Annotated in this window: 15 protein-coding genes, 1 riboswitch and 1 other annotated feature; all 15 genes read left to right on the top strand. The window is 32.9% G+C overall.

The window, feature by feature from the left end; all coding sequences use genetic code 11:
- Positions 1–281 precede the first annotated feature (281 nt).
- Positions 282–752: a transcriptional regulator NrdR gene (gene nrdR / locus BK821_RS10435; RefSeq protein WP_046836674.1), complete on the top strand. Its 471-nt coding sequence runs from the start codon at positions 282–284 to the stop codon at positions 750–752.
- Positions 753–2,135: a replicative helicase loading/DNA remodeling protein DnaB gene (locus BK821_RS10430; RefSeq protein ID WP_071331640.1), complete on the top strand. Its 1,383-nt coding sequence runs from the start codon at positions 753–755 to the stop codon at positions 2,133–2,135.
- Complete coding sequence (gene dnaI, locus BK821_RS10425) at positions 2,132–3,055, top strand: primosomal protein DnaI (protein ID WP_071331639.1); 924 nt, start codon at positions 2,132–2,134, stop codon at positions 3,053–3,055. Before BK821_RS10430 ends, dnaI begins: the two co-directional genes overlap by 4 nt.
- Positions 3,056–3,399: 344 nt before the next feature.
- Positions 3,400–5,337 carry a threonine--tRNA ligase gene (gene thrS / locus BK821_RS10420; protein WP_071331638.1) on the top strand — a complete coding sequence of 646 codons (1,938 nt, stop codon included), beginning with the start codon at positions 3,400–3,402 and terminating at the stop codon, positions 5,335–5,337.
- A 65-nt stretch (positions 5,338–5,402) separates the two neighbouring features.
- Positions 5,403–5,575: riboswitch (Lysine riboswitch) on the top strand.
- A 219-nt stretch (positions 5,576–5,794) separates the two neighbouring features.
- Positions 5,795–7,279, top strand: a complete 1,485-nt coding sequence (locus tag BK821_RS10415; RefSeq protein WP_046836670.1) for an amino acid permease — start codon at positions 5,795–5,797, stop codon at positions 7,277–7,279.
- 72 nt (positions 7,280–7,351) lie between these two features.
- Positions 7,352–7,480, top strand: a sequence feature (ribosomal protein L20 leader region).
- A 23-nt stretch (positions 7,481–7,503) separates the two neighbouring features.
- Positions 7,504–8,031: a translation initiation factor IF-3 gene (gene infC / locus BK821_RS10410; RefSeq protein ID WP_046836832.1), complete on the top strand. Its 528-nt coding sequence runs from the start codon at positions 7,504–7,506 to the stop codon at positions 8,029–8,031.
- Between the two features lie 28 nt (positions 8,032–8,059).
- The gene (rpmI, locus tag BK821_RS10405; RefSeq protein WP_046836669.1) at positions 8,060–8,260 is read left to right on the top strand and encodes a 50S ribosomal protein L35; all 201 of its coding nucleotides are present in this window, start codon (positions 8,060–8,062) and stop codon (positions 8,258–8,260) included.
- A 62-nt stretch (positions 8,261–8,322) separates the two neighbouring features.
- Positions 8,323–8,679, top strand: coding sequence for a 50S ribosomal protein L20 (gene rplT, locus BK821_RS10400; RefSeq protein WP_071331637.1), 357 nt, complete (start codon positions 8,323–8,325; stop codon positions 8,677–8,679).
- A 109-nt stretch (positions 8,680–8,788) separates the two neighbouring features.
- A complete protein-coding gene (locus BK821_RS10395; protein ID WP_046836667.1) occupies positions 8,789–9,400 on the top strand; it encodes an NUDIX domain-containing protein in 612 nt (203 codons plus the stop codon).
- 12 nt (positions 9,401–9,412) lie between these two features.
- Positions 9,413–10,336: a hypothetical protein gene (locus tag BK821_RS10390; protein ID WP_071331636.1), complete on the top strand. Its 924-nt coding sequence runs from the start codon at positions 9,413–9,415 to the stop codon at positions 10,334–10,336.
- Positions 10,337–10,507: 171 nt separating this feature from the next.
- Entirely contained in the window at positions 10,508–11,818 is a 1,311-nt protein-coding gene (tig, locus tag BK821_RS10385) for a trigger factor (RefSeq protein WP_046836665.1), read from the top strand.
- 185 nt (positions 11,819–12,003) lie between these two features.
- On the top strand, positions 12,004–13,266 hold the full coding sequence (clpX, locus tag BK821_RS10380; protein ID WP_046836664.1) for an ATP-dependent Clp protease ATP-binding subunit ClpX: 1,263 nt from the start codon (positions 12,004–12,006) through the stop codon (positions 13,264–13,266).
- Positions 13,267–13,419: 153 nt separating this feature from the next.
- The gene (yihA, locus tag BK821_RS10375; protein ID WP_046836663.1) at positions 13,420–14,007 is read left to right on the top strand and encodes a ribosome biogenesis GTP-binding protein YihA/YsxC; all 588 of its coding nucleotides are present in this window, start codon (positions 13,420–13,422) and stop codon (positions 14,005–14,007) included.
- A gap of 173 nt (positions 14,008–14,180) precedes the next feature.
- Positions 14,181–15,512: a glutamyl-tRNA reductase gene (gene hemA, locus BK821_RS10370; protein ID WP_046836662.1), complete on the top strand. Its 1,332-nt coding sequence runs from the start codon at positions 14,181–14,183 to the stop codon at positions 15,510–15,512.
- A gap of 21 nt (positions 15,513–15,533) precedes the next feature.
- Complete coding sequence (gene ccsA, locus BK821_RS10365) at positions 15,534–16,355, top strand: cytochrome c biogenesis protein CcsA (RefSeq protein ID WP_046836661.1); 822 nt, start codon at positions 15,534–15,536, stop codon at positions 16,353–16,355.
- Positions 16,356–16,393: the final 38 nt, after the last annotated feature.

Below are 16,393 nucleotides of genomic sequence, written 5' to 3'. Positions count from 1 at the left end.
GTTACTCCTTTTAAAGCGTTACGTTACTTCGTAAAGTGTTAAAAGGAGTGTTTTTTATGAAATAAAGATAACTGATAGTGATGATAACAATAAAGAGCAGTTCTTGTATCTTCGTAGATAATCCACAAATATTAAAATTAAAATTTTAGATGTTAACGTTTGTATAATCATTTTGCTTTTATGTATTCGTTGTATAAGTAAAATGTGTAATAGGCATTCTTTTGTGACGTACATATTTATAGTATAATGGAATATAATCAAATTGAGAGGGTGATAATTCGATGAAATGCCCGAAATGTAATTCGACTCATTCTCGTGTTGTAGACTCTAGACATGCAGATGAAGTTAATGCGATTCGACGTAGAAGAGAATGTGAAAAGTGTGAGACGAGATTCACAACTTTTGAACATATAGAAAAAAGACCGCTAATTGTAGTCAAAAAAGATGGTACAAGGGAACAATTTTTACGTGAAAAAATATTAAACGGTTTAGTACGCTCATGTGAAAAAAGACCTGTACGATATGAACAATTAGAAGAAATTACGAATAATGTTGAATGGAAGTTGCGCGACGATGGGCACGCTGAAATTTCATCAAGAGAAATAGGAGAACATGTCATGAACTTACTCATGCATGTAGACCAAGTATCCTATGTAAGATTTGCATCTGTGTACAAAGAATTTAAAGATGTTGATCAATTACTACAATCGATGCAAGGTATCTTAGCCGAAAATAAACGGAGTGATTCATAGATGGCTTTACAATCATATGATTATGGTTTACGACCGCACGACAATTTCACAGTTATACGGCATTTTCACATAAATCATAGTCATTTAGAAATTTTAAATCGTTTGTATACGCCGATGATAGGATCAAGTGCGATTGGCTTATATCATTACTTAGATCAATTTGTTGAATTTAAGACAGATTCAGTGCTCACACATTACATTATCATGAGTGAATTAAAAATAAATCTTTTAGATTTTAGAAAAAATATGGATTTACTAGAAGGTATCGGTTTAGTTAAATCGTTCGTAAAGCATGATGCACAACATTCTTCGTTTGTATATCAACTGATACAACCGCCTTCCGCAAAGCAATTCTTCTCAGATCCAATGTTATCCGTGTATCTTTTTAGTGAAGTGAGTAAACAACGTTATCAACAATTAAAACAACATTTTGAAGATAAAGATCAATTAGATATGACACTATTTCAAGATGTGACACGCCAATTTACAGATGTTTTTAAAATTCCTAATCAAGAACTACAGAGTGATACTAGCGACATTCAGAGTGAAGAAACATATGAAGGATTAAATTTATCACGTGTGAAGTTTGATTTTGAAACACTTTATGATCTATTACAATCACACTTTGTGAGTACGAAAATCATCGATAAAGAAGCGAAAGCGTTAATCATACAAATTGCTACATTATATGGTTTAACTGCTGAATCAATGAAACGTATTATATTGAAATCTATTACGAGCGCTCAAGAGCTATCATTTGAAGAATTAAGAAAGCATGCAAGAACATTTTATTTGATAGAACATGAACAACAGTTGCCTAAATTACAAGTTAAATCCGAGTCAGCTCAGTCTCATTCATCTGAGACTCTTACTAAGGATAAACAAAGTGAATCAAGTCATTGGTTAGAACAATTAGAAGAAACAAGTCCAATAGATATGTTGGCGTCTTGGTCAGAATCTGAACCTACACCACAACAAAAGTATATGATTGAAGAATTAGTGGAACGTGAACAGTTATCGTTTGGTGTGATTAATATTTTATTACAATTTGTTATGTTGAAAGAAGATATGAAACTGCCGAAAACCTATATACTTGAAATTGCATCCAATTGGAAGAAAAAGGGAATAAAGACAGCAGAAGAAGCATATAACTATGCGTTGAAGGTAAGTCAACCTAAAGATGAACATAAACCAAGCAAACCATATTATAAACAAAAGCAATTAGCTTCAAGAGAAATGACGCCTAAATGGTTAGAAGAACGAGATAATACAAATCAAAATGACAAATCTATGAATCAAACTGAAGATGATGAAAAGTTGAAAAGCGATAGAGAAGCATTTTTAAATCAATTAAAAACAAGATGGAAGGAGGATACTGAATGAAATCCTTTAATAATATCATGGGTGAGTCCAATGATTTGACCAAACGCATAGCTAAAATTAAAAAAGATGTAGTTAGTGATACAGATGTGAAGCAATTTTTAGAATCGCATCAAGCAGAAGTTACAAATGCGATGATTGACGAGGATTTAAATATTTTACAAGAATATAAAGACCAATTGAAACATTATGATGGTCATGCTTATGCAGATTGTCCTAACTTTGTGAAAGGGCATGTGCCTGAATTATATATTGAAAATGAGCATATCAAAATTCGTTACTTACCTTGCCCATGTAAAATCAAACATGATGAGGATAAATTTAATGCACATTTAATTACTTCACATCATATGCAAAGAGATACATTAAGTGCTAAGCTCAAAGATATTTATATGGATAGAAGAGATAGGTTAGAAGTTGCAATGGCAGCAAATAAAATCTGTGATCAAATTACAAATCACGAGCCACAAGTTAAGGGGTTATATCTACATGGCCCATTTGGCACAGGTAAATCATTTATTTTAGGTGCCATGGCAAACCAATTAAAAACTGAGAAAGTGCCATCTACAATTGTATATTTACCTGAATTTATTCGTTCTTTAAAAGGCGGTTTTAAAGATGGTAGTTTTGAAACAAAATTAGCACGTGTAAGAGAAGCCAACGTATTAATGTTAGATGATATAGGTGCTGAAGAAATTACCCCTTGGGCAAGAGATGAAGTAATTGGACCTTTGCTACATTATCGTATGGTTCAAGAATTGCCAACATTTTTTAGTTCTAATTTAAGTTTTGATGAACTTGAATATCACTTATCTGTAACACGGGATGGGACTGAAAAAACTAAGGCCGCAAGAATCATGGAAAGAATAAAAACATTATCTACACCATACTACTTAGAAGGAAAAAATTATCGCAACGATTGAAATCTAGCATAAATGTTGTATAATATAGTTAAATCTAAATCGAAACGAAATAATACAAAGACACGATGGATAAATCACTGCTTCACAGAAAGCCAATGTCTGATGAAATTTTGGCAAGTATATTTATTGATTACTACTTTGTAAATGATGTCGTAATAAACATCCGGCTCAAGACCGTTATCTTAAGTAGAGTAAAGACGCGTTTGCAAGTTGCGAACAGTTCTTTAATTTAGGGTGGTACCACGAAGACCTCGTCCCTTTCCGGGATGAGGTCTTTTTGTGTACTTCGAAGATAATGGAGTTGTGTTTTGATTTAAGAGCTTGAATAAATTGGAGGGTATTTCATGGATCAAATTAATATTAAGTTTCCTGATGGTAATTCAAAGGTATTTGATAAAGGAACAACTACAGAAGATATTGCACAATCTATAAGTCCTGGACTAAGAAAAAAAGCAGTTGCTGGTAAATTTAATGGTCAACTAATTGATTTAACAAGACCCATTGAGGCAGATGGAGCAATTGAAATCGTAACACCAGGAACTGATGAAGCACTAGAAGTATTGCGCCATTCAACAGCACACCTTATGGCTCAAGCATTAAAACGTCTATACGGAAATGTAAATTTTGGTGTTGGCCCTGTAATTGAGGGTGGTTTTTATTATGATTTTGATATGGAAGAAAGCATTTCTTCTGATGACTTTGAAAAAATTGAAAAAACAATGAAACAAATTGTTAATGAAAATTATCCGATTGAACGTAAAGTTGTAACACGAGATGAAGCTAAAGCCTTTTTCTCAAATGATCCATATAAATTAGAATTAATTGATGCGATTCCAGAAGACGAACTTGTGACTTTATATTCACAAGGTGAATTTACTGACTTGTGTCGTGGTGTCCATGTACCATCAACATCTAAAATAAAAGAATTTAAATTATTATCTACGGCAGGCGCATATTGGCGCGGTGACAGTAACAATAAAATGTTACAACGTATTTATGGTACAGCCTTTTTTGATAAAAAAGAGCTTAAAGCGCATCTTCAAATGTTGGAAGAGCGTAAAGAACGTGATCACCGTAAAATTGGTAAAGAATTAGAATTATTTTCTAATAATCAATTGGTTGGTGCAGGATTGCCATTATGGTTGCCAAATGGTGCAACAATACGTAGAGAAATCGAACGTTATATTGTCGATAAAGAAGTGAGCATGGGATATGATCATGTGTACACACCAGTTATGGCAAACGTGGACTTGTATAAAACATCTGGACACTGGGATCATTATCAAGAAGATATGTTCCCTACAATGAAATTGGATGAAAATGAAGAAATGGTCTTAAGACCAATGAACTGTCCTCATCATATGATGATTTATGCAAACAAACCGCATTCATACCGTGAGTTACCAATTAGAATTGCTGAGTTAGGAACAATGCATCGTTACGAAGCAAGTGGTGCTGTATCAGGTTTACAACGTGTGAGAGGGATGACACTTAATGATGCGCATATATTTGTCAGACCTGATCAAATTAAAGAAGAATTTAAGCGCGTTGTTAACTTAATTATTGATGTTTATAATGATTTTGGTTTTGATAATTATAAATTCAGGTTAAGTTACAGAGACCCAGAAGACAAAGAAAAATATTTTGATGACGATGAGATGTGGAACAGAGCGGAAAGCATGTTAAAAGAAGCATCTGATGAACTTGGCTTAGACTATGAAGAAGCGGTGGGAGAGGCTGCATTCTATGGTCCAAAATTAGACGTTCAAGTACAAACAGCTATGGGTAAAGAAGAAACATTATCTACAGCACAATTAGACTTCTTATTACCAAAAAAATTCGATTTAACTTACATTGGTAATGATGGTGAACATCATAGACCAGTTGTTATTCATCGTGGCGTAGTATCTACTATGGAACGATTTGTCGCATTCTTAACTGAGGAGACTAAAGGTGCATTCCCAACATGGTTAGCGCCTAAGCAAGTAGAAATTATCCCTGTTAATGTAGATATTCATTACGATTATGCAAGAGCCTTACAAGATGAGCTTAAATCACAAGGCGTTAGAGTTGAAATTGATGACCGCAATGAAAAAATGGGTTACAAAATTAGAGAAGCGCAAATGCAAAAAATACCATACCAAATTGTTGTAGGAGACAAAGAGGTAGAGAATAATGAAGTTAATGTAAGAAAATATGGGTCACAAGATCAAGAAACTGTTGAAAAAGATACTTTCATTTGGGATTTAGTAGATGAGATTAGATTGAAAAAACAAAGATAGTCTTGAAAGTCTTGTTAAAATCATGTATATTACTGATGAGTGAAATAAATTAATATTCATATCAAATTTGAGTTAGAGGTTGCATCTTCAAAGAGTAATTATTCAGAAGCTAAATGGGGCGTATGTTGAAATAATGAAAGGTGGAAATGCCGAAACTTGTATTGACCATTTACAATGCGAGTTGGGACAGTTTTCGAAAGAAACTGGACTGTCACATGCGTGATGTGCTACCTATATAAATGCTATTATTAAAATGGTTGCATATCTATTAGGTATGCAACCATTTTATTTTGGGCAAAAATTTATAATGCATATGTTTTCGGGATAGAGCAAAAGTTTATAGTTAAACGTGTAATCGAATGGACTTCATTACAATAAATTGATTGTATACTATAAATGAGACAATCTTAAGCATATAGAAAGTTAACCTCTAAGTTTATAAAGAAAGGAAGCTTCTATGGCAAAACAAGAAATTCAAAATGATGGAATTCAAAGGGGACTAAAAGATCGTCATATTTCCATGATTGCAATCGGAGGATGTATTGGTACTGGTCTATTTATGACTTCAGGAGGCGCAATACATGATGCGGGTGCTTTAGGTGCATTATTAGCCTATGCAATTATTGGTGCGATGGTTTTTTTCCTTATGACATCATTAGGAGAAATGGCAACATATTTACCTGTATCAGGTTCATTTAGTACTTATGCTACACGATTTGTGGATCCTTCCCTCGGATTTGCATTAGGATGGAATTATTGGTTTAACTGGGTAATTACAGTGGCGGCAGATGTTACTATTGCTGCTCAAGTTATACAGTATTGGACGCCGCTGACAGGCATACCAGCATGGAGTTGGAGCTGTCTATTTTTAATTATAATTTTTGGACTTAATGCTTTATCCGTAAGAGTTTATGGTGAAAGCGAGTATTGGTTTGCATTAATTAAAGTAGTGACGGTAATCATCTTTATTATTATTGGATTGTTAACAATACTAGGTATTATGGGTGGAGAATTTGTAGGCTTTGACATCTTCACTAAAGGTGATGGCCCTGTGTTAGGCGGTAATCTTGGAGGTAGTTTGTTAACTATTTTAGGTGTGTTCTTAGTTGCAGGATTCTCATTCCAAGGTACAGAATTAATTGGTATTACAGCTGGAGAATCTGAAAATCCAGAGCGAGCAGTACCAAAAGCAATTAAACAAGTCTTTTGGAGAATATTATTATTCTATATACTTGCGATATTTGTAATTGGCATGCTGATTCCATACGATAGTGCTGCTTTAATGGGTGGCGGAGATGATGTAGCAACATCGCCGTTTACACTTGTATTCCAAAATGCAGGTTTAGCATTTGCTGCATCATTCATGAATGCAGTAATCTTGACTTCGGTATTATCTGCAGGTAATTCGGGAATGTATGCTTCTACCCGAATGCTATATTCAATGAGTAAAGATAAACTCGCATTCCCTGTATTTGGTAAAACAAATAAGAGTGGTGTGCCTTATATGTCATTACTCGTTACTGCAGTGATAGTAATTGGTATTTTTGTTTTACAACACTTGAGTGGTGATGCGTATGAGTATATTGTTGCAGCAAGTGGAATGACTGGTTTTATTGCATGGGTAGGTATAGCGATTAGTCATTATAGATTTAGAAAAGCATTTGATAAACAAAATTATGATAAATCTAAATTGAAATATAAAGCGAAGTTATTCCCATTTGGTCCAATATTCGCAGGTTTCTTATGTGTGATTGTAATCATTGGTCAAGATGTAGACTTTATTAAAACGGGCGCATTTGATCTTAATAGATTCGTTATTACGTATATGGGGATACCAGTATTTTTAGCATTTTTCATTTATCATAAACTGAGATATAAAACAAAAATTGTTCCTTTAGAACAAGTGAATTTAAGACAAGATGTAAAAATGGATAATAAATAAAACATGAAATATTAGAAAAGCTATTGACTTGTCTCGAAATTGTTGCTAATATAGGTAACGTTGAATACGAAACGAACCAAGTAGAAGCTCCCGCTTCTCACCTGTAGCGACGCTAATTGCAGTTGGCAGGTCTATATATACATGGTTATGTCATGTGTAGAAGAGAGCGGGTATATTGTATACTCGCTCTTTTTGCTTGGGATAATTTCGTAAAAATCTTGGAGGTGTCAACCATAGCAAAAGATCAGACTCAAGTTAACGAAAAGATTCGCGCAAAAGAATTACGTTTAATCGGACAAGATGGAGAACAAGTCGGCGTAAAATCTAAGGCTGAAGCTTTAGAAATGGCTGAACGTGTTGGTTTAGATGTAGTCATAATGGCTCCAAATGCTAAACCACCTGTTGCTAGAATTATGGATTACGGAAAGTATAAATTCGAGCAACAGAAGAAAGAAAAAGAAATGAAGAAGAAACAAAAAACAATTAACCTTAAAGAAATTCGTTTAAGTCCTACAATTGAGGAACATGATTTCCAAACTAAATTGAAAAATGGACGTAAATTTTTATCTAAAGGCGATAAATGTAAAGTTTCCATTCGTTTCAGAGGTCGTGCGATTACGCACAAAGAAATTGGTCAACGTGTTTTAGAAAAATTTGCAGAAGAATGCAAAGATATCGCGACAGTTGAGCAAAGACCTAAAATGGATGGGCGTCAAATGTTTATCATGCTTAATCCGATAAATGAAAAATAAAAAAAGATATTACAGGAGGAAATGAATCATGCCTAAAATGAAAACACACCGTGGAGCAGCTAAACGTGTTAAAAGAACTGGTTCAGGCCAATTAAAACGTTCTAGAGCTTTCACATCTCATATGTTTGCAAACAAAACAACTAAACAAAAACGTAAATTACGTAAAGCTTCATTAGTATCAAAATCAGACATGAAGCGCGTAAAACAATTATTAGCTTACAAAAAATAATGACTAAAATGTCATAACGTATCAATTTGAAAGATTGAACATATTTAGAGGAGGAATTTATTATGCCACGAGTTAAAGGTGGAACAGTAACAAGAGCTCGTCGTAAAAAGACGATTAAATTAGCTAAAGGTTACTTCGGTGCAAAACGCACATTATACAAAGTAGCAAAACAACAAGTAATGAAATCAGGACAATACGCTTTCCGTGACCGTCGTCAAAGAAAACGTGATTTCCGTAAATTATGGATTACACGTATCAACGCGGCAGCACGTCAACATGATATGAGCTATTCAAGACTTATGAACGGTTTGAAAAAAGCTGAAATCGATGTTAACCGTAAAATGCTTTCTGAAATTGCTATTTCAGATGAAAAAGCTTTCGGTGAATTAGTTGCTAAAGCTAAAGACGCTTTAAAATAATTATCTAAAATAAAGAGATGTACAACTGTGTACATCTCTTTATTTTTGTTTTGATATCTATCGATCATTTGATAAAATAACAAAGAAGTCATATACGAAGGAGAAACTGATGTCTAAATTTGATGAAATGATTACAGTTGTTCCAAGAACAATTTTATTTAATAATGAAAAGAATCAATTTAATGGATTTCTTGATAAAAACTCTGCTAAGGGTCAAGAGGTTTTTGATACGCTTTCTAAATACGAAATTAAGCGACGTGGAGATATGGAAGAAGATCCAACATATAAACAGTTGATTTCATATTGTATTTTAGAGAATGAACATGATGAAATATTGGTTTATGAGCGCTTATCAGGTGGCGGAGAGTCACGTCTTCATGGTCAATCTTCTATTGGTGTAGGCGGTCACATGAACGATGTACTAGGTGCTGAATCCATTAATGAAGTGCTTAGAATCAATGCACAAAGAGAGCTAGAAGAAGAAGTGGGTTTACCTGATCATAAATCTCAAAATTTAGCTTACATAGGTTTTATTAATGATGATACAAATGAAGTTGGAGAAGTTCATTTAGGTGTAGTGTTCAAAATTAAGGTGAGCAGTATCGATGTAGAAGCTAAGGAAACAGATACATTAAGGATTAAATGGGTTGACCAAAGTAAGATAGACAACTATGATGAATTTGAAACATGGAGTTCTTTAATATTAGAAGCATTACAGTAGGGGTGTTTAATAATGTCTGACATCATTCCTTTTCCGCGTTCAAAAGATAAAATAATACGAGAAATTAAACAGTCCTTTAATCAAAATGATTTTGATCAAACTTATGAACTTTTTGAAGTGTTCGAACAACAATTTGAATTAGATGAGCAAATGTCTTTGTTAAAATGTGCGACACTTTATCGAATGGAGCATTATCTTGAATTACGCGAGGAGGCTATCATTTTATTAAAGCAAGGTGTCACTAAATATGATGATTTGATGGTTTATTATGTTAAGAGTTTAAATGGTCTAGGTCAGTATTATGAAGTGATTGAAGTAATTGATCAAATTATGGATGAAGTTAATGAGCATAAAACGAGAATGGAACTTTTTCCTATAAAAGAATATGCTTTAAGTCAAATTGATAAAGATAATGAACATGCAGCGACAATGTTGCAACGATTTGAAACATTGTCGCTGCGTGAACAAATCAATACGATGCTTACTTTAATTGATCATAATCAATACCGTTATACCGAATCGGTAGTCAATTTATTACAAGAAATTTCATTGGCACCCAATGTTATTTGTATAATGCTTGAATATTTACGCTTCGCCGGATACAATCAAAGCATTCGTGTTCAGAAGTTCGGTCACACTATGGAAGTGCAACCAAGCCAACTTTCTGGACTTGAACAAACGGTACTAAAAACAAAAGTGCTTCCAGCAGTTGTTCGTCAGATTGAAGATGACGCAGCGCAACTTATTGATGAAGCAAACCACGTAATGAATAATCATGCTATATTACTTTATCCATTAGATATTGAAAGTATCGCTTCAGTGGATGAGTGGGTGAATGCCTATATAAATTATTTTAAATCAATGTTAGGCTTGGAAGATCTAGACACAACTAATAGTGTTGTCAGTTTTATTGCAACAATAGATTTACCAGAATAATTAACAATTTATAATTTGGGTAGTTAATTATAGTAGTATTATAAAATTAAAATTAATTTCAACTAGTCATATTATATACTTCGTAATTTCATTGTTTGTGTAGAGCAATCACGTATGCTATAATAGTGAAGTTGAAAAAATAAAATAGGATAATCATGGAGGTTTTTATACATGACAGCAACTTGGGAAAAAAAGGAAGGTAACGAAGGAGTTTTATCCGTTACAGTTCCAGCAGAAAAAGTAGACAAAGCAATTGATCAAGCTTTCAAAAAAGTAGTTAAACAAATTAATGTACCTGGATTCCGTAAAGGGAAAGTGCCACGTCCAATATTTGAACAACGCTTTGGCGTAGAAGCATTATATCAAGATGCAGTTGATATCTTATTACCAGAAGCATATGGTGAAGCTATTGACGAAACTGGAATTAAACCAGTTGATCAACCTGAAATCAACGTAACTTCAATCGAAAAAGGTAGCGAGATGACATTTGAAGCTACTGTAGTAGTTGAACCAGAAGTTGAATTAGGTGAATACAAAGGTGTAGAAATCGAAAAACAAGAAGTTGAATTAACTGAAGAAGAAGTTCAAGAATCAATTGACCACCAATTAGGCCACTTAGCTGAAATGGTAGTTAGAGAAGATGGTGCTGTTGAAGATGGCGATACAGTAAACATTGACTTTGATGGTTATGTTGATGGAGAACAATTTGAAGGTGGACAAGCTGAAGGTTACGACCTTGAAATAGGTTCAGGTTCATTTATCCCAGGATTCGAAGAACAATTAGTAGGCGTTAAAACTGGTGAAGAAAAAGACGTTACTGTTACTTTCCCAGAAGAATACCATGCTGAAGAATTAGCTGGAAAAGAAGCTACTTTCAAAACGAAAGTTAATGAAATTAAATATAAAGACGTTCCAGAATTAACAGACGAAATTGCTAATGAGTTAGATGCAGAAGCTAACACTGTTGATGAATACAAAGAAAATGTACGCAAACGTTTAGCTGAACAAAAAGAAACTGATGCTGAAAATGCTCAAAAAGAAGAAGCAATTAATAAAGCTGCAAACAACGCTTCAATTGAAATTCCAGAAGCTATGATTAATACTGAGTTAGATCGTATGGTTCAAGAATTTGGACAACGTATGCAACAACAAGGTCTTAACTTAGAAACTTATTTCCAAATTTCTGGACAAGATGAGTCTCAATTAAGAGAACAAATGAAAGATGATGCAGAAGAACGTGTTAAAACAAACTTAACATTAACTGCAATTGCTGACGCTGAAGCTGTTGAAGTAACAGATGCTGATATCGATGCTGAATTAGAAAAAATGAGTGAACAGTTTAATATGTCTGCTGAAGACATTAAACAAACACTTGGTAATACAGACATCATCAAAAATGATGTACGTATCCAAAAAGTTATCGACTTATTAGTAAAAGAAGCGAAATTAGTAGAACCATCTAAAGATGACTCAGAAGCGTAACTAAATATAACGAGAGCAAATATTTTGTGAATTATATGTTAGTCGTTTAATATAGTAAACCAGTAGCAGATGCATTCAATTAATGTATCTGCTACACTATTTTGTGCAAATAACTTGTGAAATCAACAAGTTGCATATTAAAATACTATCTAGTATAGTCTTTAGGGAATAGGGGTGTAAATAGAATGTTCAAGTTCAATGAAGATGAAGAAAATTTAAAATGCTCTTTCTGTGGTAAAGACCAAGATCAAGTTAAAAAGTTGGTTGCAGGAAGTGGTGTATATATCTGTAATGAGTGTATTGAGTTGTGTTCAGAGATTGTAGAAGAAGAATTAGCTCAATCAGAAACTGAAGGTTTAACAGAATTACCAACACCTAAAGAAATTATGGATAGATTAAATGATTATGTTATCGGTCAAGAGAAAGCTAAGAAATCGTTAGCAGTGGCTGTCTACAATCATTACAAACGAATCCAACAATTAGGACCAAACGAAGATGAGATTGAATTACAAAAGAGTAATGTCGCTTTAATTGGACCTACTGGTAGTGGTAAAACGCTTTTAGCGCAAACGTTAGCTAGAACATTGGATGTACCATTTGCAATAGCAGATGCAACAAGTTTAACAGAAGCTGGTTATGTCGGTGATGATGTAGAAAACATTTTATTACGTTTAATCCAGGCAGCTGATTTTGATGTTGATAAAGCAGAAAAAGGTATCATCTATGTCGATGAGATAGATAAAATAGCTAGAAAATCAGAAAACACATCTATTACTCGTGACGTATCTGGTGAAGGCGTGCAACAAGCATTACTAAAAATATTAGAAGGCACGACAGCTAGCGTACCACCACAAGGTGGACGTAAGCATCCAAACCAAGAGTTAATTCAAATAGATACGACAAACATCTTGTTTGTACTTGGTGGTGCTTTTGACGGAATTGATGAAGTTATTAAACGTAGATTAGGTGAAAAAGTGATTGGTTTCTCAAGTAGTGAAGCTTCTAAATATGATGAGGATGCAATACTTGAACAAATCAGACCTGAAGACTTACAATCTTATGGTTTAATTCCTGAATTTATTGGCCGTGTTCCGATTGTTGCTAACTTAGAAACATTGGATGTAAGTGCGCTTAATAATATCTTGACGCAACCTAAAAATGCACTAGTGAAGCAATACACTAAAATGCTAGAACTTGATGACGTGGAATTAATATTCACTGACGAAGCTTTAGCAGCTATTAGTAGTAAAGCAATAGAACGTAAAACAGGTGCTCGTGGCTTACGTTCTATTATTGAAGAAGCATTAATTGATATTATGTATGATGTTCCTTCATCTGAAGGTGTTGTAAAAGTCATCATAACGGATGAAACAATTAATGATGAAAAAGAACCTGAATTATACGATAAAGAAGGAAACCTTGTGAACAAGGAACAAACTTCTGCTTAATTTAAGCGTGTGAAAAGCCCTAAGTTGTATATATGCAACTTAGGGCTTTTATTTTATAATAGAAACAACAGATATCATAAAAATACGTATTCATACATGTAATTGTGTAATATAATGGAACAGTTAGTTTAGAAGAAAAGAGGGTCGATAATAATGAAAGTGAATCCTAATGAAATAGAATTATTAATTAGTGCAGTGAAACCAGAACAATATCCTGAAACTGGCTTAAGTGAAGTCGGACTAAGTGGTAGGTCTAATGTTGGTAAATCGACATTTATTAATAGTATGATAGGTAGAAAAAATATGGCGCGTACATCACAACAGCCTGGAAAAACACAAACGCTCAATTTTTATAATATTGATAATCAACTTGTATTTGTTGATGTGCCAGGTTATGGTTATGCGAAAGTAAGTAAAAAACAGCGTGAAGCATTTGGTAAAATGATAGAAAAATATATTTCTAGTAGAGAATCATTGAAGTTAGTCATACAGCTTGTTGATTTAAGACATAATCCATCAGAAGATGACATATTAATGTACAATTACCTTAAATATTTTGAAATACCTACACTTGTAGTAGCTACTAAAGAGGATAAAATACCAAAAGGTAAAGTTCAAAAACATCTAGCTAATATTCAACAAAAATTAGAGATGGAACCAGAAGATGAAATCGTAAGTTATTCTTCTGTTAAAAATAATAAACAACAATTAATATGGGATATGATTGCTGCTTATTTGTAATTACTCAAAAGTAATAATCATATGCTGAAGGTCATTTGTTTATTATAAGTACAATTTATGACAACAATTTGAATGTAAATTATAATTCTTCTAATTTACTAGGCAACTTACTTAAATCATGTCATAATTGTGTTATAATTTACTTATTGTAATATGTATGGAGGGCGTTATAAATGCATTTAATTGCGGTTAGCATTAATCATCGTACAGCAGATGTAGCACTGAGAGAAAAAGTTGCTTTTAAAGATGATGCCATACGTTCAGCCAATGTTGATTTATATGAAACAAAATCTATTTTAGAAAACGTGATATTATCAACTTGTAATCGCACAGAAGTATATGCTGTTGCTGATCAAATACACACAGGTCGCTATTATATACAAAGATTTTTAGCGAGATCTTTTGGATTTGATGTTGAAGAGATTAAGTCTATGACTGAAGTAAAAGTGGGGGACGAAGCAGTAAATCATTTATTGCATGTCACTTCAGGTTTAGACTCTATAGTACTTGGAGAAACTCAAATTCTTGGCCAAATTAGAGATGCATTCTTTATTGCTCAAGAAGAAGAAACAACAGGTACTATTTTTAATCACTTGTTTAAACAAGCAATTACTTTTGCGAAAAAAGCACATAATGAAACTGATATTGCAGATAATGCGGTGAGTGTATCTTATGCAGCTGTTGAACTAAGTAAGAAAGTATTTGGCAAAATTAATAATAAGCAAGCTTTAATCATTGGTGCAGGGGATATGAGTGAACTATCACTTTTAAATTTAATTGGTTCAGGTGTCACTGATATTACTATTGTAAATAGAACGTTAAGTAAAGCTCAAAATTTAGCAAGAAAACATCAAGTGAATTATGAACCGATGGATTCATTACCAAATCTTTTAGCTAAAGTTGATATTGTAATCAGTTCGACGAGTTCAGAGGAATATATAGTAACAAATGAGATGATGCGCACGATCGCTTCTGAACGTAAAAATGATTCACTAGTATTAATTGACATAGCGGTTCCGAGAGATATAGAGCCTAATATAGATGTAATACAAAGTGTTTTTAATTATGATGTAGATGATTTGAAGGGGTTAGTAGATGCTAATCTCAGAGAACGTCAAAACGCAGCAAATGAAATCATGCAGAAGATTCCAAATGAAATTGTAGCTCATAATGAATGGGTGAATATGTTGGGTGTTGTGCCTGTGATTCAGGCATTAAGAGAGAAAGCTATGAATATACAATCAGATACGATGGACAGCATAGATAGAAAATTGCCTGGTTTGACAGATAGAGAGCGTAAAATCATTTCAAAACACACTAAGAGCATCATTAATCAAATGTTAAAAGATCCTATCAAACAAGCTAAAGAATTGAGTAGTGATAAGAAAAGTAACGAAAAATTAGAGCTTTTCCAAAACATTTTTGACATAGAGGCTGAACACGCTTATGAACCTAAAAAGACAAGAAATAAAGTGAGCAGTAGTCAAATTTTAAGTTTTGAATAAGCATATACAAATGGTGATGATATGCAAGAAATTCTGTTCATAAGATTAAATGAACTAATATTATTGATTTATTTATTTAGTATTGCTTGTTATTTTTTCGACTTTGTAAGTAAGCATTATATAGTTAGAAAATTTGGTTTTGTTACATTAGGGATTGTTTGGATGTTACAAACAATCTCTTTATCTTTTTATATTAATGTAACTCAGCAAGTACCATTAGGAAATATTTTTGATGTCTTATTTGCTCTCGCGTGGTTGATTATTTCTATTTCAATTGTGATAAGTGTGATTAAACAAATTAATATTTCTATTTTTTTATTTAATTTAATCGGTTTTTCATTAATTGCGGTTAATACATTTCAACCTATGAATTATCAAAGTTCAGGCAGCAAAATCAATATTATAAATGAATTGCTGATTGTTCATATTGCTTTAGCAACTATAAGTTATGCTTTATTTGCTTTTGCATTTGTAAATTGTGTTTTATACTTAATTCAGTATAAAAACTTAAAGCAAAAACGTTTTACGCAAAAATATTTTAGAATTGGTAGTGTAGCCACACTCGAACAAGTTGTCTTTTATAGTAGTCTAATAGGCTTTATTTTTATCATCTTAAGCATCATCTTAGGTGCACAATGGGGATTTAACACTTTGGGTGCCAATATCTTAATAGATTCTAAGGTGATTATGTCTACAATTATTACTATATTATATGGCGTATATATATATTTAAGAGTTAGAGGGACTATAAATAAAAATAAATTAATATATTTTAATATCTTTTTGTTTGGTTTAAGTATGATAAATTTATTTTTTGCTTCTCATATTTCAGAAATACATTAATTTGGAGATATGAATAATAGCTAGGAATGATTAAGTGT

Origin of the sequence: Staphylococcus sp. LCT-H4, assembly GCF_001866145.1 — a bacterium.
Taxonomy (GTDB): Bacteria; Bacillota; Bacilli; order Staphylococcales; family Staphylococcaceae; genus Staphylococcus; species Staphylococcus succinus.
This window is presented reverse-complemented; position numbering and strand designations above follow the sequence as displayed.